We start from the raw sequence: 20,465 nt of genomic DNA on the forward strand, positions 1-20,465 counted from the left end.
ACAATCGACAACAGCTCAGCCGACCTAGGAGCGCAGCCCATGGCCCAGCTATCACCGCTGCTCAAACAGGCAACGCCGGTCGTGGTCGACCACGGTGAAGGGGTTTACCTCTACGACACCGATGGCAAACGTCACCTGGATTTCACCGCCGGTATCGGCGTGACCAGCACCGGCCACTGCCACCCGCACGTGGTGAGCGCGGCGCAGGAGCAGATCGGCAAACTCATCCACGGGCAGTACACGACGGTCATGCACAAGCCGATGCTGGAGCTGACCGAGAAGCTGGGCGGTGTCCTGCCGGAGGGGCTGGATTCACTCTTCTACGCGAACTCGGGCAGTGAGGCGGTCGAGGCGGCGCTCCGGCTGTCGCGGCAAGCGACCAAGCGGCCCAACGTCATCGTCTTCCAGGGCGGGTTCCACGGCCGGACCGTCGCGGCGGCGACGATGACGACGTCGGGCACCCGGTTCAGCGCCGGGATCTCGCCGCTCATGTCCGGGGTGCACGTCGCGCCCTTCCCGTACGCCTTCCACTACGGCTGGGACGAGGAGACGGCGACGAAGTTCGCCCTGCGCGAGCTCGACTACCTGTTCGCGACGGTCTGCGCACCGAACGAGACGGCCGCGTTCTTCATCGAACCGGTACTCGGCGAGGGCGGGTACGTCCCGGCGAACCCCGAGTTCCTCGCCGGGCTGCGGGAGCGCGCCGACAAGCACGGGATCCTGCTGGTGATGGACGAGATCCAGACCGGCTTCGGCCGCACGGGCCGGTTCTGGGGACACGAGCACTTCGGGGTGCGCCCGGACATCGTGCTCATCGCGAAGGGGCTCGCGAGCGGCTTCCCGATCTCGGGCATCGCCGCGTCGGAGGAGCTGATGGCGAAGGCGCTCCCCGGTTCCCAGGGCGGCACCTACGGCGGCAACGCGGTGGCCTGCGCCGCGGCGATCGCCACGCTCGAAGTGATCCAGCGCGAAGGTCTGGTCGAGAACGCCGCCGAACGAGGACGCCAGCTCCTGGAAGGCGTGCGGGTGATCGCGGACAAGTCGCCGTCGATCGGTGACGTACGGGGGCTGGGGCTGCTGGTCGGATCCGAATTCACCACGCCGGACGGCGAGCCGGACACGGCGAAGGCCCAGGCGGCGCAGAAAGCCGCGTCCTCCAACGGGTTGCTGCTGCTGACCTGCGGGGCGTACATGAACGTCGTCCGGATGGTGCCGCCGCTGATCGTCGACTCCGAACAGGTCGACGAGGCGCTGCGGATCTGGGGCGACGTCGTGGCGGGGGTCGAGTGATGGCCCGCTACATCACGATCACCCTGGACAAGCGCGGGGTGTCCTGCCGCGCCCGGCTGCTCGACGCCGAAGCCCCGCGGACCTGCCGCGCGGTGTGGGACGCGTTGCCGCAGAGCGGTTCGGCCTACCACGCGAAGTACGCGCGCAACGAGGTCTACACGCTCGTTCCGCCCTTCGCCGAACCGAAACCGGGCCGCGAAAACCCCACCGTGACCCCGATTCCGGGGGATGTCGTGTACTTCGGGTTCGAGGCTTGGGAGATCGGCAACCCGGCGTACGGCTACGACGAGGGCAGTGAGGCACACAGTGACCAGGGCGCGACGGATCTCGCGATCTTCTACGGCCGCAACAACCTGCTGATCAACGGCGACGCGGGCTGGGTGCCCGGCAACGTGTTCGCGACGATCGAAGAAGGGCTGGCCGAAATGGCGGAAGCCGCGCAGGATCTGTGGCTGCGCGGTGTCGAAGGCGAGACGCTTTCGTTCGCCCGTGCGTGAAACCCGTGGGCGGTGCGGGTTTCCACCCTCACCGCCCACGGGCCGGCACCCCTCCCTGGCTTACTGTCGCGCTTCGGAGAGCCGGTACTCGACGCCACCGACCTCTTCGCCGCGCTGGTCGACCTGAGTCACGTTGACGGTGTACTGCTGTCCCCCTGCCGCCTCCGCTCCGGCGGTGAAGCTCAGCCTGGCGTCCACCTGTTCGCCGGACTTGAATGTCAGACCGCTGATCCGGGCCCGCTGCGGGTTCACGATGGCCAGCTCGGTCTCGCCGATCCGTTCGACACCCTCACCCTTCGCTCCGGCCGCCCGCCAGCGTGCGGCGAGGTCGGGACCGAGATCGATGGTGATCCGCCCCGGGCCGGTGAACGGCCTGCCCGGCTGGGTGAAGACGATGTCGCCGACCGCGGTGGGGTCGGGACCGTCCCAGCCGAACACGATCGGCCGGTACTCGGGGACCTTGATCTTGAACGGCAGGACGTTCACGTTGTGCCAGCCGATGTTGTTGTTCTTGCGGGCGTTGGTGGACGTGCTCAAGCCTTCGGTCGGCAGGTCGGTCGGCGAAAGCCACCGCGCCAGCAGGCAGAAGTGCGAGCCGAACGGGACCGTCCACGGGATGGCGACCGTCTTGGTGCCATACGGTACGGACACGCCGGTCTTCGAACCGATGTAGGTCCACTGGCTCGCCCATTGGGCCACGGTGCCTTGTTTCGTGTAGTAGACCTGCAGTGTCCCCTTCTCGAGCCCGTCCCCGTACGGGCCGGGGTTGTTCAACGTGACATGGATGTAGACGTTCTCTCCCTGGTGGACCGGCTGGTCGGTGGCGCAGGGAGTCAATCCCTTGCAAACCCGGATGTCGGGGCTGGAGTAGAGCGAACCGGTCGAGGGTTCGAACCCGACATCGGACGTGTTGTCGCGGATGAAGACGTCGCTCCGGTCCCCTGGTGCGGCCTGCACCGCCGGTGTGACCCCCGCGAACAGCGTCGCGGCGGCCAAGATGGCCGAGGCGAGCAGTGCTCGCCTGCGCCGCGGATTCCTGCTGATCATGTTCCCCTCCTAGGGCGAAACGTTCGACCCGTTGACCGTCGGTCAGGCCGGTTGTGGCGGGGTTGTCGAGATCGTGTGCCCTAATTGGCCGATTTCGGTGGGTCTTCGCCCGGATACGCTCACCGAGGTCAGATGCCGGAGGGAGCAGGGTGCCCGGGCCAGGGGAATTGCGGGTGCTGGGCCCGGTCGAAGCGATCGGCCCCACCGGGCGGGCGGAGTTGCACGGCGCCCGCCAGCGAGCCGTGCTCGGCGTTCTCGCCCTGCACGCGGGTTCGGTCGTCCCGATCCCCCGGCTGGTCGACGTGCTCTGGGGTGAAGATCCGCCGCGCACAGCGGTGAAGACCCTGCACAGCCATGTCGCACGGATCCGGCAGGCATTGGAGGACTGCGGGTTCCCGCTGGTCCTGCAGACGCGCAAACCCGGGTACGTCCTGACGGTCGCACCGTCCTCTGTCGACGCTCTTCGCTTCGAGGAAGAACTTCGTGCCGCCAAGCGGAGTAATCCCGGTCAGGCGGTGACGGCGTTGCGGGAGGCGTTGCGGCTCTGGCGCGGCGAAGCCTTCGCGGACGCCGGACTCGACGGCTGGGGCCTGCGCGAGGTCGAACGGCTCCAAGAATTACGGCTGTCCGCCTGGGAAGAACTCTGGGACGCCGAGCTCAGGCTCGGCGAACACGAAGAGGTCCTCCGGGAACTTCCGCGGCTCCGGGCCGAACAGCCGTACCGCGAACGGCTCGCCGCGCTGCACATGCTCGCCCTGCATCGCTGCGGGAGACATGCCGAGGCGTTGGAGACGTTCCAGGCCGTGCGCAGAGGGCTGGCGGACGAGTTCGGTGTCGATCCCGGACCGGAACTGGTCGAACTGCACACTTCGATCCTGCGCCGCGCGCCCGAACTCGACGCACCCGCCCGCGGCACCGCGCCCGCACAACTCCCCGCCCGGGTCGGACACTTCACCGGGCGGCAGCAGGAGCTCGCTTCACTCGACGAGCTCCTCGACGAAGCCGAACCGCCGGTCGTGGTGATCTCCGGGGCGGCGGGAATGGGGAAGTCCGCGCTCGCCGTGCAGTGGGCGCATCGCATCGCGGACCGTTTCCCCGATGGTCAGCTCTTCCTCGATCTCGCCGGGCACGACCCGAACGAGGCGCTCTCGCCGGGCGACGCGCTCGCGCATCTGTCGCGGGGTCTCGGTCTCCCTGACGACCGGCTGCCCGACGCGACGGCCGAACGCGCGGCGCTCTACCGCTCACTGCTGCACGGCAGGCGTTGCGTGATCGTCGCCGACAACGCGGGCGGCGTCGACCAGATCCTCCCCCTCGTCCCCGGTACGGCGAAGGCGATGCTGATCGTCACCAGCAGGCAGACGCTGGCGGCGCTCGGCAGCAGGCACGCCGTCCGGGTGTTCGCCCTCGACGCGCTGGCCGATCCGGAATCGATGACACTGCTCACCCGGGTGCTGGGCACCGACCGGGTCGCTCGCGAACCCGCGCAGGCCGCACGACTGGCCAGGCTGTGCGACGGGATGCCGTTGGCGTTGCGGATCGCCGCCGCGCGCCTGACCGGCGAACCGAGCCGTCCGATCGCGGAACTCACCCATGAGCTGACCGGCGCCGGACGGCTGGAAACCCTTGCGGTGCAAGGGGATTCCCGGACGGTCAAAACCGTCCTCGCGAGTGCGTACCTGCCACTGGAGCATGCTCCGGCCCGGTTGTTCCGGCTGTCCGGGCTGAACCCCGGGACATCGTTCAGCGCGGCACTCGGCGGCGCGCTGTGCGGGGTGCCCGCCGACGCGGGCCGGGCGGCGGCCGCCGAACTCTCCGCGGCGCATCTGATCACCCCGGCGGGCACGGATCGCTATCGCCTCCACGATCTGATCCGTGAGTTCGCCGTCGCGTGCGCCCGCACCGACGAAACGACGTCGAGCCGCGCCGAGGCCGCGGACCGGTTGATCGACTGGTATCTGCACGTCGCCGCCGAGGCGAACCGGATCATCGACCCGAACCGCGATCTGGTCGTCCCGGCTTTGCGCCACCCGGCACCCGGAAGGCCGTTCCCGGCGGAAAGACGTGCGGCGCTGGCGTTCCTGAGTGCCGAGCGCCCGAATCTGCTGCCCGTAGTGCGCTTCGCGCGCGAACACGGCCGCAACACCGCGGCCTGGCAGCTCACCTATCTGCTCACCAGTTTCTACGACACGACGGGCGGCTGGAACGAGCGGATCGGGCTCTGCCGCGAGGGGGCCGCGGCGGCCGCCGAGCTCGACGATCCGTTGGCGGAGGCGGAAATGCTGCGCGCGCTGGGCGCTGCTTACTTCATGACCCGCAGGCTCACTGACGCGCTCGAAACCAACGCCCGCGCGTTGAAGGCCGCCCGTGCGGCCGGCGATCTCGAAGGCGAAGGGCACATCTACAACAACACCGCGAACGCCTACGCCGCGCTTCGCCGGTTCGACGAGGCGATCACCGCGTACCGGCTCGCGGTCGAGCGGTGCACCTCGGTGGGCAACCGGCTCGGGCGTGCCTTGTCCCAGCGCAACCTCGGCCACGCCTACATTCGCCGGGGCCAGCCGATGGACGGTCTCAGCCCGCTGACGGCCGCACTGGAGACGTTCCGCGAACTCGGCAACGCACGGCTGGAAGCGGCCACCCTGGACACCCTCGGCGAGGCCTACGAGGAACTCGGCGATCACGACGTCGCGCTGGACCACCTCGGCAAGGCGCTGGCCGCGTCCAGGGCGATCGGTGACCGCTGGCAGGAGTGGGAGTCCCTGCTGCACGCCGGCCAGGTCCACCTCGCCCGCAAGGACTTCCGGGCCGCCCGGGACGACTTCGACCAGGCGCTGCTGATCAGCCGGGACGTCGGGAACCGGCACAGCGAGGCGGCCGCCCTCGACCGGCTCGGCCGCGCCCACCTGGGGCTCGGCGATCTGGCGTCGGCGAGGGAAAGCCTCGAGCGGGGCGTCGCCGTCCGGGCGGGTGTCCCGGATCCGTACGAGGAGGCTCATCTGCACCGCGACCTCGGCGACCTGGAGACACGGTGCGGTGACACGGCCGCCGCGGCCGCCCACTGGGCTCGAGCGATCGAGCTGTACCGGCGGGCGAACGCGACGGCCGACGCCGATCTCGTCACCCGGCGGGGCTGATCACCACCGTGGAGGTCGCGTACACGAGCCTGCCCTGCGACGGCTCGAAGAACTCGACCCGCGCCTTCCCCGTTTGCCCGGGCAGGACCGTGAGTTCGGCGTATCCCCTCGTCTCACCGCGCTCGAAGGTGACGACACCGTCCTTCACCGGCTCGTGGGCGGAGCCTTCGGTGCGGTAGCGGACCGTGAGCGGTCCCGCGAGCCACGGCCGGGAGAGCACGAGCGGCACCTTGCAGCTGGTGGCCTGCGCGAAGTTGGGCGGGAGCGACCAGCAGATCTCGCCTTCCTGCGTGGTGGCCAGCGGCACGGTCTTGACCTTGTCGTCGTCGGCCACCCAGGCCACGCCGACGCTGTGCCCGATCCGCACGCCTTTCTCGCCGTACAGGCGCAGCGAGAACATCTCGTCGTTCTCGACGAAGGAATCGGCGCGGACCTTGACCGCGACCGTCTGCGTGTCCGCCCGCCCGGACCAGGTCAGCGTGCCCGCACGCGGCAGGTAGTCGACGCTCTCCTTCGCGACGAACGCCGGATCGACCGGCGAGCCGTTGCCCTCGATCGTCCGGTACTCGACCGAGCCCTGCGGCGCGCAACCGCCGTCGGCGAGGGAAACGGTGAAGAGAAGGGTGGTGTAGCCGGCGCTTGTGCCCTCGGCCTGGCTGACGCCACTGACGTTCACCACGGGCGCGGTGCAGCCCGTTCCCGCGCCTTCTGCCGCCGGCACCGCGAGCCCGAACGCGATCGCGAACGACGCCCCCAGCGCCGCGATCCGCCTCATCCTTGATCCCATCGAGCGTCCACCCCTTCCGGCGGGCCGCCGCGGCCCGCTGCGACATGGGTATCCGAGTGAGGTTGTCGTGAGGTTGTGACCAGCGGAAGCAAACATGAAAATGATTCATGGCCATCCTCGCCCACGACGTACTACGCTTCGGTAACCAGGCAAAGAAGCGTGAGGAAGGGCAGTCGATGGGCGATGTTGCGGCACGGTTCGCCGAGATCGTCGGGGACGCGAACTTGCTGTCAGGCGAGGCGATCCCCGAGGACTACGCACACGACGAGGCTTTGACCACCTCGGCGCAGAGGCCCGCCCACCTGGCGAAACCCGGAAGCGCCGAAGAGGTCGCGGAGCTGCTTAAGGCGGCCAGCGAACACGGCGTGCCGGTCACCGCGCGCGGGTCGGGCACCGGCCTGTCGGGTGGTGCGCGACCTCGCGAAGACGGCCTGGTGATCTCTTTCGAACGGATGAACGCCGTACTGGAGATCGACACCGAAAACCACGTCGCCGTCGTCCAGCCCGGCGTCACACTGTCCGATTTGGACGAAAAGACCTCGGAGGCCGGACTCGGCTACACCGTCTATCCCGGGGAACTGAGCGCGAGTGTCGGTGGCAACGTCGGCACGAACGCGGGCGGCATGCGCGCGGTCAAATACGGCGTCACCCGGCACAACGTCGTGGGCCTGCAGGCCGTACTGCCGACCGGCGAGATCATCCGGACCGGCGGCAAGACCTCGAAGGTGTCGACGGGCTACGACCTGACCCAGCTGATCATCGGCTCCGAAGGCACCCTCGCGATCGCCACCGAGGTCATCGTGAAGCTGTATCCGCGCCTGCCGCACGGTGCCACGGTGTTCGCCCCGTTCGAGACCTTCGACGAGGTGATGACCGTCGTCCCGAAGATCATCTCCAGCGGGCTCGCGCCGCACATCCTCGAGTACATCGACAACCTGACGCTCGCCGCGATCAGCTACAACGAGAAACTCAGCCTGGGCGTCCCGGACTCGATCCGCGACACCGCGCAGGCCTATCTGGTGGTGGCGCTGGAAAACCGCGACAGCGACCGGCTGCACTCCGACGTCGAGGAGCTCGGCGGGCTGCTGGGAGACCTCGGCGCGATGGACGTGTACGTGCTCGAAGGCCCTTCGGCACGCAAGCTCATCGAGGCACGGGAAAAGGCGTTCTGGACGGCCAAGGCGGCCGGTGCCGACGACGTCATCGACGTGGTGGTCCCGAGGTCCGCCATGCCCGAGTTCCTGCGCAAGGCGCGGGAAATGGCGATGTCGCGCGAGGCGGGCGCGCTCGGCTGCGGACACGCCGGCGACGGCAACGTCCACCTCGCCATCTTCTGCAAGGACACGGACAAGCGGAAGCAGCTGCTGACCGACATCTTCGCGCTGGGCATGGAACTCGGCGGCGCGATCTCCGGTGAACACGGCCTCGGGAGGGCCAAGGCAGGCTACTTCCTCGACCTGGAGGACCCGGCGAAGATCGCGCTGATGCGCCGGATCAAGGAAAGCTTCGACCCGGCCGGGATCCTCAACCCCGGCGTTCTTTTCGCTGAGAGGGCTTGAAAAGTGAGTGAGATGAACGGCGCCCAGTCCCTGATCCGCACCCTCGTCGACGCGGGCGTCGACGTGTGCTTCTCGAATCCGGGTACCTCGGAGATGCACTTCGTGGCCGCGCTCGACTCCGTGCCCGAGATGCGCGGCGTGCTCGGCCTGTTCGAAGGCGTCGTCACCGGCGCCGCTGACGGGTACGCGCGCATCGCCGACAAGCCGGCCGCAACGCTGCTGCACCTCGGCCCCGGGCTCGGGAACGGGCTGGCGAACCTGCACAACGCGCGTCGCGCCCACACCCCGATCGTCAACGTGATCGGCGATCACGCGACCTACCACAAGCAGTACGACGCCCCGCTCGAGTCGGACATCGAAGCCGTCGCCGGTTCGCTCGACGGCTGGGTCCGCCGTTCGGAGCACACGAAGGACGTCGGTGCCGACGCCGCCGCGGCGGTCGCGGCCTCCCAGGACGCCCCCGGGCAGGTGGCGACGCTGATCCTCCCCGCCGACGCGTCCTGGGGCGAAGGCGGCGAAACCTGCGCACCCATCCCGCCCCGGATCCCGCAGGTCGTCGACGCGACGACGGTGAAGAACATCGCCGAAGTGCTGACCAGTGGTGAACCGGTCGCCCTGCTCGTCGGCGGCGGCGGCTGCCGCGAGGCCGGACTGCGCGCGACCAGCCGGATCGCGGCCGCGACCGGCGTGAAGACGTTCGTCGAGACCTTTCCCGCCCGGCTCGAACGCGGCGAGGGCCTGCCGACGATCGAGCGGCTGGGCTATCTCGCCGAACAGGTCGCGTACCAGCTCGACGGGATCAAGCACGTGATCGTCGCCGGAACGAAGGCTCCGGTCTCGTTCTTCGCCTATCCCGGCAAGGCGAGCAACCTGGTACCCGAAGGCGCGCAGGTCCATGTGCTGGCCGAAGTCGCGCAGGACGTGCCGCGGGCTCTGGCCGATGTGGCGGAACTGGTCGCGGCCGAGACCGAGCCGGTACTGCAGGAGGCCGCCCGGCCCGCGTTGCCGTCCGGGCCGCTGACCCCGCAGAACTGGGTCGAGGTGATCGGCGCGCTGCTGCCGGAACGCGCGATCATCGCCGACGAAGCGAACACGTCCGGGCTGTTGCTGCCCGCCGCGACCGCCGGTGCGCCCCGGCACGACGTGCTGACCCTGACCGGCGGCGCGATCGGCTACGGCATGCCCGTCGCGACCGGCGCCGCTGTCGCCGCGCCGGACCGGCCGGTGATCAACCTGCAGTCCGACGGCAGCGCGCTGTACACGATTTCGGCGTTGTGGACGCAGGCTCGGGAGAATCTCAACGTCACCACGGTCCTGCTGAACAACCGCGCGTACGCGATCCTGCGGCTGGAGCTGCAGCGCGTCGGTGCGGACGCCAACGGCCCCAAGGCGAACGAACTGCTCGACCTTTCCCGGCCGGACATGGACTTCGTCAAGATCGCCGAAGGCATGGGTGTCCCGGCGACCAGGGCGACGACCGCGGAGGAGCTGGCCGAGCAGTTCCAGCGCGCGCTCGCCGAGCCGGGACCGCACCTGATCGACGCGATCGTTCCGACGCTGTTCTGAGCGGAGTGCCCTTGCGTTGCGATGAAGTCCTTTCATCGCAACGCGAGGCGCGTCAGTGGACCGGAGCGACCAGCGGCTCGGGCTGACGTTGCTTCGGGACGAAAGCGGTCAAGACGAGCCCCAGGAGCGCCGCGCCGGCGGCGACCACGAAGCTCAGCCGGAATCCGGCCGCGGACGGGACGGAGACCCCGCCGACGGTGATCGCCAGCGACGCGAGCATGGACGCCATCACCGCGCTGGACGTCGACGTGCCGACGGAGCGCATCAGCGAGTTCAGCCCGTTCGCGGACGCGGTTTCGGTGACCGGCACCGAGCCCATGATCAGCGCGGGCATGGCCGCGTAGGCGATGCCCACCCCACCGCCGATGATGATCGACGCCGTGATCAGCTCGAAAGCGTTGTCCATCAACACGGTTGCGAAGACATACCCGGTCGCGATGGTGGTGGCACCGACCATCAGCGTCGTACGCGGTCCGTAGCGCTCGATGAGCCGGGCCGAAACCGGCGACAGCATGAACATGACCAGACCGTTCGGCGCGAGGCAGAGTCCGGCCTGCACCATCGTCAGGCCGAGGCCGTAGCCGGTCGACGCGGGCGCCTGCAGCAGCTGCGGGAACGACAACGCCATCGAGTACAGCGCGAAACCGATCATGATCGACGCGAGGTTGGTGAACAACACCGGGCGCCGCGCGGAGACCCGCAGATCCACCAGCGGATCCCGGCGCCGCAGCTGGTAGGCACCCCAGACCAGCAGGATCACCAGCGCGCTCCCGCCGAAGGCCAGCGTGCGGCCGCTACCCCAGCCCCATTCGCTGCCCTTGACGATCGGCAACAGCAGGCAGACCAGGCCGACGGTCAACCCCAAGGCACCGAGGTAGTCGAACGGCGCCGGTGTCTTCACCGGTGATTCCGGCACCACGAAAAGGATCAGCAGGCCGCAAACGAGGCCGAGCCCCGCCGACGCCCAGAAGAGGACGTGCCAGTCGGCGTTCTGCGCGACCAGCGCCGACACCGGGAGCCCGATGGCGCCGCCGACACCGAGCGTCGAACTCATCACCGAGATCGCGGCACCGACCCGTTCCGGTGCGAGCTCGTCGCGCATGATGCTGATACCCAGCGGGATCGCGCCCATCGCGCAGCCCTGGAGCCCCCGGCCGACGACCATCAGCGCGAGCGAACTCGTCAGCGCCGACACCACCGAACCGGCGACCAGGAACCCCAGGCTGATCAGCAGCAACCGGCGTTTGCCGTAGAGGTCGCCGAGCCTGCCGCTCACCGGCATCACCACGGCTCCGGCGATCAGGGTCGCCGTCACCACCCACGACGCGTCCGACGGGGTCGTGCCGAGCAGCCGGGGAAATGCCGGGATGAGCGGGACGACCAGCGTCTGCATGAACGAGGCCACCAGCCCGCAGGTAGCGAGCACGACCACGAAGATCCGGGGCGAAGGTGCCCGTCCGACCGGTTTCACCATGCGCATCCCATGATCCGACCTTACACAGCACCACCCTTCCCAGTGAATGAACAACGGACGGGATCACAGCCAGGTACGGACCCCGCCGTGCCCGGAGCAGGTGCCGCGGCGGTTCTGGCTGTAGCTGTACGAACCGTCCTTGCAGAGGGCGGTCGCACCGTCGGCCGCGCCGGGGCCGCTCGCCGGCCGATGGACGCACACACCGTCGGTGTTGCGGTAGTAGTCGCTTCCGCATTCCGCCGGGTTCGGTGCCTTCGGCGTCGCCTGCGTGGTCTTCGGACGCGTCTTCGTCGGCTTCGGCTCGACCTGCTTCGGTACCTCGATCGCGGCTGTGGTCGTCGGAACGAACTGCTGAGGTGTCGGCGTGGGCGTCGCCGTGATCGTGGTCGTCGGCGGTGTCCACGTGCTGGTCGCCGGCGTCGACATCCGACTGGTCGCCGGCGTGACCCGCCCGGTGGGCACGGTCTCCACCCCGCAGGCTCCGGCGACCAGAAGTCCGATCGCCAGTGCCATGCCCAGCTTCGTTGCGCTCTTCGGCATAACAACCTCCCCAGCACCTGGTAGTGCCGCGTAGTCGGGAGATCGTTCGCCGGTGTTAACGGCGGCCGCGGGTCAGTCGACCATCGTGCCGCAACTGATATTCAGCGCTGTCGCCGTCATGCTGCGCGCGTGGTCCGACGCGGCGAAGGCGGCCACCCGGGCGACGTCTTCGAGTGAAGCCGTCCGCTTGAGCATCGTCGCTTCGACCATGTCACGGATGGCGTCGTCGAGCCCGGCACCCGCCGGGATCGTCTCCGGGATCCCGCCGGTGCGCAGGGTCACGACACGGATGCCCTGCGGTCCGAGCTCGCACGCCAGCCCTCGCCGCAACGCTTCCATCGCGCTGAACGCGACCTGGAGCCCACCGAGGTGATATCCCGGCAGCGGGTCACCGTCGCCGCCGAACATCAGGATCACCCCGGATCCCTGCTCGATCATGTGCCGGGCGGCCGCCCGTGCGGTCAGGAAGTTCGTCCGTACCGCCGTCCGGACCGGGCTTTCCAAGTCCTCCACCGACATTTCGACGAGCGGAGTGCCTTGGACGTCGTTGTGCGTGATCACGTTCATCGAGATGTCGACGCTGCCCGCCGTGGAGGCCACCGAAGCGGCATGCTCGACGATGGCGGTTTCGTCCAGCGCGTCGAATTCCGCCGTTTCCGCTTTCCCGCCCGCCGCCCGGATTTCGTCGGCCAGCGCGTCGAGCTTCTTCAAGGTGCGGCCGGTGAGATGGACGGTCGCGCCCTCCCTCGCGAAGCCGCGGGCCACCGCGCTCCCGATTCCACCCGCCGCACCGTAGATGATCGCGTTCCTGCCGTCGAGCAACATCGCTTCCTCCTACTTTCCATCCAGTGTGATGAGACCTTCGGGCATTCCTTCCAGCTGAACGTCGGCCCACAGTGGGAGCCACGGGTCGATCTCGTGGAACCGGCGCAATTCCGCCAAACCGCTGAGCCAGCCCATCCACGAGCCGTAGGGCGGCTTCTCGTCGGAGAATCCACTTTGGACGAACGTCAGTTTGGTGCCGCCGCCGGACTCCTCGAGCTCCCAAGTGGCGACGACACCGTCCTGGTACGCGAGCGACATCTTGGTGTCGGGCACCAGGTCGACGATCTTCGCCGGATTCGGGTCGTTCTCCAGCGACCCCATCGCCCAGCGGCCGCCGACCTCGGTCTCCGCCTCGATCCGGGCGCCGAACCAGCGCGTGAACACGGCGGGATCGGCGATCGAGGAGTAGACCTCACCGCGCGGCGCGTCGATCCGCACCTCTTCGCTCATCAGCGGGGAGGTGAGATCGCAACGGGCGGTGAGCGGCCGTCCTTCGACGTGATCGACGAGGTTCGAGACGGAAAGCGCCCAGAACGTGTACATCATGCCGAGTGACGAATCGGGGTCGGCGAGCATCGCGGTGTAGTCCGGCAGACCGTTCTGGCTGAACGACAAGGACGTGCCGTCCCCGTCTTCCGTCAGCGCGATCTCGACGACGGTCTCCTTGCCGTCGACGGTCCACGCGAACCGCAGGACGTTGTCCTCGGCCAGCAACAGTCGCTGGCGCGGACGATCGCCGTCCGGCGTGTAGCGGCCCCAGAACTCGTACCGGGACGGCAGGTCGACTTCCGCGTGTTCGGAAAGCCACTCGCGCAGCGCCCCGGGATCGGTCAGCGCGTGCCAGACCTCGGCGATCGGCGCGCGCAGGCGCACCTGGAACCTCGTCGGTTCAGTCACGGGCATCTCCCTTCGGGTAACAGGCCACGGCGAGCTTGAAGGCGTCGCCTTCCGCTCCGCCGTAGCGGGTGAACAGGTCCTGCAAAGTCGTCTTCAGTTCGTCGAGGAACTCCTGGCGCCGCTCGGGCTCCACCCGGATCTCGCCGGAAACGCCGATCGACGGCAGCTCCGGCGCGGCCCGGTCGAGCGCGGCGACGTCCGCCTGGACCTCCTCCATGAGGTCCACCAGGTAGCCCAGGCTCAGCTCGTCCCGCGCCACCCGCGGGCCGAGCCGTCCGACCAGTCGGGGTGACAGCCAGTACGAACGCGCGGTCGCCTGGTACACGCCCTCACTGACGGCGCGCACCTTCCGCTCCGACACCTGCTTCACGAGACCGGCTTCCACCAGTCGCTTCACGTGGTAATAGACCCGCTGGGGAGTCTGATCCAGCACCGTCGCCACCTCGGTGCACGACCGCGGCTCCGCCAGCTGCCGCAGGACGTCCACCCGCTGCGGTTTCAGCAACGCCTCCGCCTGCTCCAGCCGATCGAGGTACTCCACATCCTTCACGGCGTCACACCCTTGATCACAAAAATCAGTTTGAACGTAAAAATCTATTTTGTCAATCGGTCCGGATCGCGCTACTCTCGTCGTGTGGCGATCCTGCGGCGGCATGCGGCGGAAATCGCGGTCACCGCGGCGGTGATCGCGGGTTCCGTCGTGGTCTCGCTCGGGGACGGCGCGGAGACACCGCGCAACGCGGCCGTCGGCTGGGTCTGCGTGGCGCTCGCCTGCGCGGCGTTGTTCCTGCGCCGCCGGTACCCGCTCCCCGTCACGATCTTCACCGCGGTGTGCTGCGCGGTCTACTACCCGCAGACCGATCCGGACGGGTTCGTCCTGCTCGCGTTCGCCTTCGCGCTGTACAACAACGCCTCGACCGGGCGGATCCGGAGCGCGGCGGTCGTCGCGGCGGCCTCGATGGGCGGCGTCGCGCTCGGCGAACTGGGTGGCGGCGCCTCACGGCAGGTGGACAACTTCGCCTTCCTGCTGATGGCGGGCTGGTTCATCGCGCTGGTCGCGGTCGGCGCCGTGACGTACTACCGCCGAGAGGCCGAGCGCACCAAGGAAGCCGAGGCCCAGCGAAGGGCCACCGACGAACGCCTCCGGATCGCGCGCGAACTGCACGACGTCCTCGGCCACAACCTGGCGCTCATCAACGTCCAGGCCGGCGCGGCCTTGCACGGCAAGGATCCGGCGAAGGCCGAGGAGGCATTGACCACGATCAAAAAGACCAGCAAGGAGGCCTTGCGCGAACTCCGCGCCACCCTGGGCATGTTGCGGCAGGTGGACACACCGAGCCTGGCCAGGGTCACCGAACTGGCCGAGTCGGCGGGCGCGCACGGGCTGACCGTCCGGACCGAGATCGACGGCACGGCGACGGAACTGCCACCTGACGTCGAGCACGCCGCGTTCCGCGTCGTCCAGGAGGCGCTGACCAACGTCGCGCGCCACGCCGCCGCGAATACCGTCGTGGTGCGGATCGGCTACACGCCCCATGATGTGTCCGTGCAGATCGACGACGACGGCCGGGGAGGCACGGCGGAGCCCGGCAACGGGATCCGCGGCATGACCGAACGGGCCGAGGCACTCGGTGGTGAACTCACCGCGGCCGCGCGCGAGGACGGTGGCTTCCGCGTGCGCGCCCGGCTTCCGCTGCGGGTGAAGAAATGATCCGGGTCCTGCTTGTCGACGATCAACGGCTGGTCCGCGCCGGGTTCAAATCCATTTTGGACGGTGAAGACGACATCAGCGTGGTCGCCGAAGCGGCCGACGGGCGTGAATCCCTCGAAGCCGCGCGCGAACACGAACCCGACGTCGTCCTGATGGACATCCGGATGCCGGTGATGGACGGCCTCACCGCGACCCGGCATCTGCTCGGAGATCCGGCGCGGGCCGGGACCAAGGTCGTCATCCTCACCACCTTCGACCTCGACGAGGACGTCTACGGCGCCTTGCGCGCGGGTGCCAGCGGGTTCCTGGTCAAGGACACCGAACCGGAGGAGCTGATCCACGGTGTCCGCGTGGTCGCCAGGGGCGACGCGTTGCTCGCGCCGTCGATCACCCGCCGCCTGATCTCCGAATTCGCCGGCCGGGTGGACCGGCCCGCCCCCTCGCCCACCCTGAACCGGCTCACCGAGCGGGAACGCGAGGTGATGAGCCTGGTCGCGGCCGGACTGTCCAACGACGAGATCGCGAAGGAACTCGTGCTCAGCCCGGCGACGGCGAAGACGCACGTCAGCCGGATCATGACCAAAGTGGACGTCCGTGATCGCGCGCAGCTCGTCGTGCTGGCCTACGAATCGGGCATGGTCACCCCGCGCTGGTTGACCCCGTGACCACAACCCCGGTAGTACGGGAAGCGCCTTAGGGGTACCCAAAAGTTGTGGCCCGAGTGCCCGCCCGGGCCCGACGATATGCGGCCGGGAAAAGCCGATGCTTTCCGCCATGGACACCATCACTCTTTCCGAGAGGCGGCCTGGGGGCGGTCTCTCGAAGCTGGCGGGCTGGTCTCAGCGCCACCGCTGGCTCGCCGTTTCGCTCTGGCTGCTCACCCTCGTCGGTGTCACGCTGGGCTCGCAGCTGGCGGGCAGCGCCTACCACGACGACCATTCCCTGCCGGGTACCGAATCCCAGCAGATCTTGGACCTGTTCAAAGCGCAGGCCCCCGCCCAGACCGGCGCGACGGCCGAAATCGTCTTCAAGACCGAGGGGGGACTCGCGACCGCACGCGGGCCGATCGACACAATGCTCGCCGAAGTCCGGAACCAGCCGCACGTGAAGTCGGTGACGAGTCCGTTCGACACCCCTTCGGCCCTCTCACGTGAGGGCACGATCGGCTACGCGGCGGTCGCTTTCGACCTGGAGTCGAAAGATCTGCCGTACGACGACATCGTGCGCGTCGTCGACACCGCGAAGAAGGCGGAGACCGCCGCGCTCCAGGTCGAACTCGGTGGCGAGCCGATCAAGCGGACCAGCGGGGGCGGCGGCCCGTCGGAGGGTGTCGGCTTGCTCGCCGCGCTGGTGATCCTCGTCTTCCTGTTCCGCTCGATCCTCGCCGCCGGGCTCCCGGTGATCACGGCGATCTTCGCCGTCGGCAGCACACTCGGCGTGATCGTGCTCGTCAGCAGGTTCGTCGACATCGCGAGCTACACCGCGCCGTTGATGATGCTGGTCGGCTTCGGCGTCGGCGTGGACTACGCGCTGCTCATCTTTTCCCGCTATCGCGGCGAAATCCTCGGCGGTCTCGACCGCGAACAGGCGGCGCGGCGGGCGCTGGACACCGCGGGCCGATCGGTGCTGTTCGCCGGCGGCACGGTGATCATCGCGCTGCTCGGCCTTCTCGCACTCGGGCTCGGTTCGCTGCGCGGAGTGGCTCTCGCGGTCGCGCTCACGGTGCTCGTGACGATGCTCGCCTCGATCACCCTGCTGCCCGCGCTGCTCTCGCTTTTCGGACGCCGCCTGGAAAAGGGCATCCGCAAGCACGCCGCGAAACGCGAACACGGCAAGGCGTGGGGCAAAATCGGGGACGCGGTGCAGCGGCGGCCGATGGTGCCGCTCGCGATCGGGCTGCTCGTCCTCGTCGGGCTTTCCTTGCCCGCGCTGGGAATGCGCCTCGGATTCGCCGACGCGGGCACCGACCCGGAGACGTCGACCACCCGGCAGGCCTACGACCTGATGGCGGAGGGTTTCGGCCCCGGGTTCAGCGAGCCGTTGATCGTCGTCACCGAGAACGGCGACGGCGTCGCGCTGCAACGGAAACTCGAGACCACACCGGGCATCGCCAAGGTGACGCCGCCGATGGGCCAGGGTGTCACGACGGTTCTCGCCTTCCCCACGTCTTCGCCGCAGGACGCCGCGACCGCCGATCTGGTCGAGCGGCTGCGGACCGAGGTTCTGCCGGGACTGCCGGGCAAGTACCTGGTCGGCGGAAGTGTGGCGGCCGCGGTCGACTTCGCGGACGCCGTCGGCGACCGGTTGCCGCTGTTCGTGCTGGTGGTCGTCGGTTTGTCGGCGTTGCTGCTGATGGTCGTCTTCCGCTCGATCCTGATCCCGCTCAAGGCGGCCGTGCTGAACCTGCTGAGCATCGGCGCCGCGCTCGGCGTGATGACGGCGGTGTTCGGCGACGGCCTGTTCGGAGTACAGGCGGGACCGATCGAAGCGTTCGTGCCGGTGCTGATCTTCGCGATCGTGTTCGGGCTTTCCATGGACTACGAAGTGTTCCTCGTGTCCCGGATGCACGAGGAGTGGCGGCGTACCGGCGACGCGCGTCATGCCGTCCGCGAAGGGCTCGCCTCCACCGGTGGGGTGATCACGGCCGCGGCGGCGATCATGATCGTGGTGTTCGGCGCGTTCCTGCTCAATCCCGACCGGATGCTGGCGCAGTTCGGTCTCGGGCTGGCGGTGGCGGTGCTGGTGGACGCGTTCGTGATCCGCTGTCTCGTGGTGCCCGCGGTGATGCGGCTGCTCGGGGAACGCGCCTGGTGGCTGCCGCGGTGGCTGGACCGGCGGTTGCCGCACGTGGCGCTGGAACCGTCGTCGCGCTAGCTCCCGATGCTATGAACGGTCCTTTCCTTGCGAAATTCGCAAGGAAAGGACCGTTCCTAGCACGTTAAGCGGGCGAAGCGGCCTTATTCGTAGATCTCGCCCTTCGCGGCCTTCTCGACCAGCGAAGCGGGCGGGGTGAAGTGGTCGCCGTAGCGCTCCGCGAGCTCACGCGCGCGGTCGACGAAGCCCTGCAGGCCACCCTCGTACTGGTTGATGTACTGGATGACACCGCCGGTCCACGCCGGGAAGCCGATACCGAAGATCGAGCCGATGTTGGCGTCGGCGACGGTGGTGAGCACGCCTTCGTCGAAGCACTTCACGGTCTCGAGCGCCTCGGCGAACAGCATCCGCTCCTTGAGGTCCTCGAAGGGAACCTCGGCGCTGCCCGACTTGAACGCGTCGCGCAGGCCCGGCCAGAGACCGGTCCGCTTGCCCGACTCGTCGTAGTCGTAAAAGCCCGAGCCGGTGGAGCGGCCCTTGCGGTCGAACTCCTCCACCATCCGGTCGATGACGCCCTCGGACGCGTGCGCGTTCCAGGTGCCGCCGGCGGCCTCGATCGCTTCGCGGGTCTCCTTGCGGATCTTGCGCGGCAGCGTCAGGGTCAGCTCGTCCATCAGCTGCAGCGGCGGGGCCGGGTACCCGGCCTGCGAACCGGCCTGCTCGATCGACGCCGGCTCGACACCCTCGCCCAGCGCGGCCACGGCCTCGTTGAGGAACGTGCCGATGACGCGCGAGGTGAAGAAGCCGCGGCTGTCGTTGACGACGATCGGGGTCTTCTTGATCTGCAGGGTGTAGTCGAAGACCTTCGCCAGCGTGGCGGGCGAGGTCTTCTCACCGCAGATGATCTCGACCAGCGGCATCTTGTCCACCGGCGAGAAGAAGTGGATCCCGATGAAGTCCTCGGTCCGTTGGACGCCCTCGGCGAGCGCGGTGATCGGCAGCGTGGAGGTGTTGGAACCGAGCACGGCGTCGGGGTTGACGATGCCCTCGATCTCCTGGAACACCTTGTGCTTCAGCTCGACGCTCTCGAAGACGGCCTCGATCACGAAGTCGACGCCGGCGAAGTCCTCCGCCTTGTCGGTCGGCTTGATCCTGGCGAGCAGCGCGTCGGACTTCTCCTGCGTGGTCTTGCCGCGGGAGAGCGCCTTCTCCTCCAGCTTGACCGCGTAGCCCTTGCCCTTTTCGGCGCCTTCGAGGGTGACGTCCTTGAGCACGACGTCGATACCGGCCTTCGCCGAGACGTACGCGATCGCGGCGCCCATCATGCCCGCGCCGACGACGCCGACCTTCTTGGCGGTGTACTTCTCGAAGCCTTCCGGCCGCGAACCGCCGGAGTTGATGCTCTGCAGGTCGAAGAAGAACGCCTTCGTCATGTTCTTCGAGACCTGGCCGGTGGCGAGGCTGATGAAGTAGCGGGTCTCGACGGTGATCGCGGTGTCGAAGTCGACCTGCGAGCCCTCGATGGCCGCGGCCAGGATCGCCCGCGGGGCCGGCATGTTGGCACCCTTGATCTGCTTGCGCAGGTTCGCCGGGAACGCGGGCAGGTTCGCCGCGAAGCTCGGGTTCGACGGGGTGCCGCCCGGGATCTTGTAGCCCTTGACGTCCCACGGCTGCACGCCGCCCTCGGGGTTGGCCTTGATCCACGCCTTCGCGGCCGGGAGCAGTTCCTCGACGGTGCCGACGAGCTCGTGCACGAGGCCGAGTTCCTTGGCCTTGGCCGGGCGGTGCCGCTGGCCCTGCAGCAGCACGTTCAGCAGCGCGCTCTGGATGCCCAGCAGGCGCACGGTGCGGACCACGCCACCGCCGCCGGGGAGCAGGCCGAGGGTGACCTCGGGGAGGCCGATCTGGCTGCCCTTGACGTCGGCCGCGATGCGGTGGTGCGTCGCGAGCGCGAGTTCGAGGCCGCCACCGAGCGCGGCGCCGTTGATGGCGGCCACGACCGGCTTGCCCAGCTGCTCGAGCCGACGCATCTGGCCCTTCATCAGGGAGCTGCTCTGGGTGATCTCGGCGGCGTGTTCCGGCTTCGCCTGGATCAGGTCGTTGAGGTCGCCACCGGCGAAGAAGGTCTTCTTGGCCGACGTCAGGACGACACCGGTGATGTTGTCCTTCTCCGCCTCCAAGCGGTCGACGACCACGCCGAGCGACTCGCGGAAGTCGGCGTTCATCGTGTTGGCGGACTGCTTCGGGTCGTCCAGGGTGAGCACGACGATGCCGTCGGCGTCCTGCTCCCAGCGGATGGTCTTCGCTTCAGTCATTGTCTC

16 protein-coding genes are annotated in these 20,465 nt (G+C 68.7%); 8 read left to right on the forward strand and 8 right to left on the reverse strand.

From position 1 onward, the window contains the following. The first annotated feature begins 39 nt into the window (after nucleotides 1-39). Together AB8M46_RS04510 and AB8M46_RS04515 are read left to right on the forward strand one after the other, a co-directional pair. Nucleotides 40-1,290 carry an aspartate aminotransferase family protein gene (locus AB8M46_RS04510; protein WP_037341200.1) on the forward strand — a complete coding sequence of 417 codons (1,251 nt, stop codon included), beginning with the start codon at nucleotides 40-42 and terminating at the stop codon, nucleotides 1,288-1,290. Next, entirely contained in the window at nucleotides 1,290-1,787 is a 498-nt protein-coding gene (locus tag AB8M46_RS04515; RefSeq protein ID WP_007033814.1) for a DUF3830 family protein, read from the forward strand. Before AB8M46_RS04510 ends, AB8M46_RS04515 begins: the two co-directional genes overlap by 1 nt. A gap of 60 nt (nucleotides 1,788-1,847) precedes the next feature. Here the strand turns inward: AB8M46_RS04515 and AB8M46_RS04520 are convergent, their stop codons facing one another. Beyond that, nucleotides 1,848-2,834: a hypothetical protein gene (locus tag AB8M46_RS04520; protein ID WP_037341198.1), complete on the reverse strand. Its 987-nt coding sequence runs from the start codon at nucleotides 2,832-2,834 to the stop codon at nucleotides 1,848-1,850. 173 nt (nucleotides 2,835-3,007) lie between these two features. Between AB8M46_RS04520 and AB8M46_RS04525 the strand changes: the two genes are divergently transcribed. After that, nucleotides 3,008-5,971: a BTAD domain-containing putative transcriptional regulator gene (locus AB8M46_RS04525; RefSeq protein WP_394360842.1), complete on the forward strand. Its 2,964-nt coding sequence runs from the start codon at nucleotides 3,008-3,010 to the stop codon at nucleotides 5,969-5,971. Here the strand turns inward: AB8M46_RS04525 and AB8M46_RS04530 are convergent. Then, entirely contained in the window at nucleotides 5,955-6,746 is a 792-nt protein-coding gene (locus AB8M46_RS04530; protein WP_037341195.1) for a Calx-beta domain-containing protein, read from the reverse strand. The genes AB8M46_RS04525 and AB8M46_RS04530 overlap by 17 nt on opposite strands. Before the next feature lie 188 nt (nucleotides 6,747-6,934). Here AB8M46_RS04530 and AB8M46_RS04535 point away from each other — a divergent pair, with 188 nt between their 5' ends. Together AB8M46_RS04535 and AB8M46_RS04540 are read left to right on the forward strand one after the other, a co-directional pair. Then, entirely contained in the window at nucleotides 6,935-8,317 is a 1,383-nt protein-coding gene (locus AB8M46_RS04535) for an FAD-binding oxidoreductase (RefSeq protein WP_037341194.1), read from the forward strand. 12 nt (nucleotides 8,318-8,329) lie between these two features. Continuing rightward, nucleotides 8,330-9,883, forward strand: a complete 1,554-nt coding sequence (locus AB8M46_RS04540; protein WP_394359624.1) for an acetolactate synthase large subunit — start codon at nucleotides 8,330-8,332, stop codon at nucleotides 9,881-9,883. Between the two features lie 52 nt (nucleotides 9,884-9,935). Here the strand turns inward: AB8M46_RS04540 and AB8M46_RS04545 are convergent, their stop codons facing one another. From AB8M46_RS04545 to AB8M46_RS04565, 5 genes are all read right to left on the reverse strand, one after another. Continuing rightward, nucleotides 9,936-11,363: an MFS transporter gene (locus AB8M46_RS04545; protein WP_394359625.1), complete on the reverse strand. Its 1,428-nt coding sequence runs from the start codon at nucleotides 11,361-11,363 to the stop codon at nucleotides 9,936-9,938. 57 nt (nucleotides 11,364-11,420) lie between these two features. Continuing rightward, nucleotides 11,421-11,897: a DUF3761 domain-containing protein gene (locus tag AB8M46_RS04550; protein ID WP_394359626.1), complete on the reverse strand. Its 477-nt coding sequence runs from the start codon at nucleotides 11,895-11,897 to the stop codon at nucleotides 11,421-11,423. Nucleotides 11,898-11,969: 72 nt separating this feature from the next. Continuing rightward, entirely contained in the window at nucleotides 11,970-12,722 is a 753-nt protein-coding gene (locus AB8M46_RS04555; protein WP_394359627.1) for an SDR family NAD(P)-dependent oxidoreductase, read from the reverse strand. 9 nt (nucleotides 12,723-12,731) lie between these two features. Beyond that, nucleotides 12,732-13,619: an SRPBCC domain-containing protein gene (locus tag AB8M46_RS04560; protein WP_394359628.1), complete on the reverse strand. Its 888-nt coding sequence runs from the start codon at nucleotides 13,617-13,619 to the stop codon at nucleotides 12,732-12,734. After that, nucleotides 13,612-14,169 carry an ArsR/SmtB family transcription factor gene (locus AB8M46_RS04565; RefSeq protein WP_394359629.1) on the reverse strand — a complete coding sequence of 186 codons (558 nt, stop codon included), beginning with the start codon at nucleotides 14,167-14,169 and terminating at the stop codon, nucleotides 13,612-13,614. Before AB8M46_RS04565 ends, AB8M46_RS04560 begins: the two co-directional genes overlap by 8 nt. Nucleotides 14,170-14,253: 84 nt before the next feature. Here AB8M46_RS04565 and AB8M46_RS04570 point away from each other — a divergent pair, with 84 nt between their 5' ends. The 3 genes from AB8M46_RS04570 (at nucleotide 14,254) to AB8M46_RS04580 (ending at nucleotide 18,204) form a co-directional block, all read left to right on the forward strand. Beyond that, the gene (locus tag AB8M46_RS04570) at nucleotides 14,254-15,330 is read left to right on the forward strand and encodes a sensor histidine kinase (RefSeq protein WP_394359630.1); all 1,077 of its coding nucleotides are present in this window, start codon (nucleotides 14,254-14,256) and stop codon (nucleotides 15,328-15,330) included. Next, entirely contained in the window at nucleotides 15,327-15,995 is a 669-nt protein-coding gene (locus tag AB8M46_RS04575) for a response regulator transcription factor (RefSeq protein ID WP_038508744.1), read from the forward strand. Before AB8M46_RS04570 ends, AB8M46_RS04575 begins: the two co-directional genes overlap by 4 nt. A 109-nt stretch (nucleotides 15,996-16,104) precedes the next feature. After that, nucleotides 16,105-18,204 carry an MMPL family transporter gene (locus AB8M46_RS04580; protein WP_394359631.1) on the forward strand — a complete coding sequence of 700 codons (2,100 nt, stop codon included), beginning with the start codon at nucleotides 16,105-16,107 and terminating at the stop codon, nucleotides 18,202-18,204. A gap of 83 nt (nucleotides 18,205-18,287) precedes the next feature. Here AB8M46_RS04580 and AB8M46_RS04585 read toward each other — a convergent pair whose 3' ends face one another. Continuing rightward, on the reverse strand, nucleotides 18,288-20,459 hold the full coding sequence (locus AB8M46_RS04585; protein ID WP_394359632.1) for a 3-hydroxyacyl-CoA dehydrogenase NAD-binding domain-containing protein: 2,172 nt from the start codon (nucleotides 20,457-20,459) through the stop codon (nucleotides 18,288-18,290). Between the last annotated feature and the right edge of the window lie 6 nt (nucleotides 20,460-20,465).

The organism is Amycolatopsis sp. SB7-3 (genome assembly GCF_041021335.1).
Taxonomy (GTDB): Bacteria; Actinomycetota; Actinomycetes; order Mycobacteriales; family Pseudonocardiaceae; genus Amycolatopsis; species Amycolatopsis japonica.